Origin of the sequence: Enterobacter sp. 200527-13 (assembly GCF_027924865.1) — a bacterium.
GTDB lineage: Bacteria > Pseudomonadota > Gammaproteobacteria > Enterobacterales > Enterobacteriaceae > Enterobacter > Enterobacter ludwigii.
The window spans coordinates 1-1,192 of record NZ_BSCM01000021.1 but is presented as its reverse complement, the minus strand read 5'-3'; the positions used below and the strand labels follow the sequence as shown (position 1 = coordinate 1,192).

At 53.9% G+C, this 1,192-nt stretch carries 2 rRNA genes; both read right to left on the bottom strand.

The features are described from left to right. Positions 1-94: ribosomal RNA gene (rrf, locus tag QMG44_RS24165) — 5S ribosomal RNA — on the bottom strand; the annotation flags it as partial. A gap of 63 nt (positions 95-157) precedes the next feature. Continuing rightward, positions 158-1,192 (bottom strand): 23S ribosomal RNA (locus QMG44_RS24160); the annotation flags it as partial.

Genomic DNA, 1,192 nt, shown 5'->3' with positions numbered 1-1,192 from the left:
CATGGGGAGACCCCACACTACCATCGGCGCTACGGCGTTTCACTTCTGAGTTCGGCATGGGGTCAGGTGGGACCACCGCGCTAAAGCCGCCAGGCAAATTCTGTAATCTGTATCAGCTGAAAATCGTCTCTCATCGCCAAAACATCTTCGGCGTTGTAAGGTTAAGCCTCACGGTTCATTAGTATCGGTTAGCTCAACGCATCGCTGCGCTTACACACCCGACCTATCAACGTCGTAGTCTTCAACGTTCCTTCAGGAGACTTAAAGTCTCAGGGAGAACTCATCTCGGGGCAAGTTTCGTGCTTAGATGCTTTCAGCACTTATCTCTTCCGCATTTAGCTACCGGGCAGTGCCATTGGCATGACAACCCGAACACCAGTGATGCGTCCACTCCGGTCCTCTCGTACTAGGAGCAGCCCCCCTCAATTCTCCAGCGCCCACGGCAGATAGGGACCGAACTGTCTCACGACGTTCTAAACCCAGCTCGCGTACCACTTTAAATGGCGAACAGCCATACCCTTGGGACCTACTTCAGCCCCAGGATGTGATGAGCCGACATCGAGGTGCCAAACACCGCCGTCGATATGAACTCTTGGGCGGTATCAGCCTGTTATCCCCGGAGTACCTTTTATCCGTTGAGCGATGGCCCTTCCATTCAGAACCACCGGATCACTATGACCTGCTTTCGCACCTGCTCGAGCCGTCACTCTCGCAGTCAAGCTAGCTTATGCCATTGCACTAACCTCCTGATGTCCGACCAGGATTAGCTAACCTTCGTGCTCCTCCGTTACTCTTTGGGAGGAGACCGCCCCAGTCAAACTACCCACCAGACACTGTCCGCAACCCGGATCACGGGTCTACGTTAGAACACCAGCCATTAAAGGGTGGTATTTCAAGGTTGGCTCCACGCAGACTGGCGTCCACGCTTCAAAGCCTCCCACCTATCCTACACATCAAGGACCAGTGTTCAGTGTCAAGCTATAGTAAAGGTTCACGGGGTCTTTCCGTCTTGCCGCGGGTACACTGCATCTTCACAGCGAGTTCAATTTCACTGAGTCTCGGGTGGAGACAGCCTGGCCATCATTACGCCATTCGTGCAGGTCGGAACTTACCCGACAAGGAATTTCGCTACCTTAGGACCGTTATAGTTACGGCCGCCGTTTACCGGGGCTTCGATCAAGAGCTTCGCGTT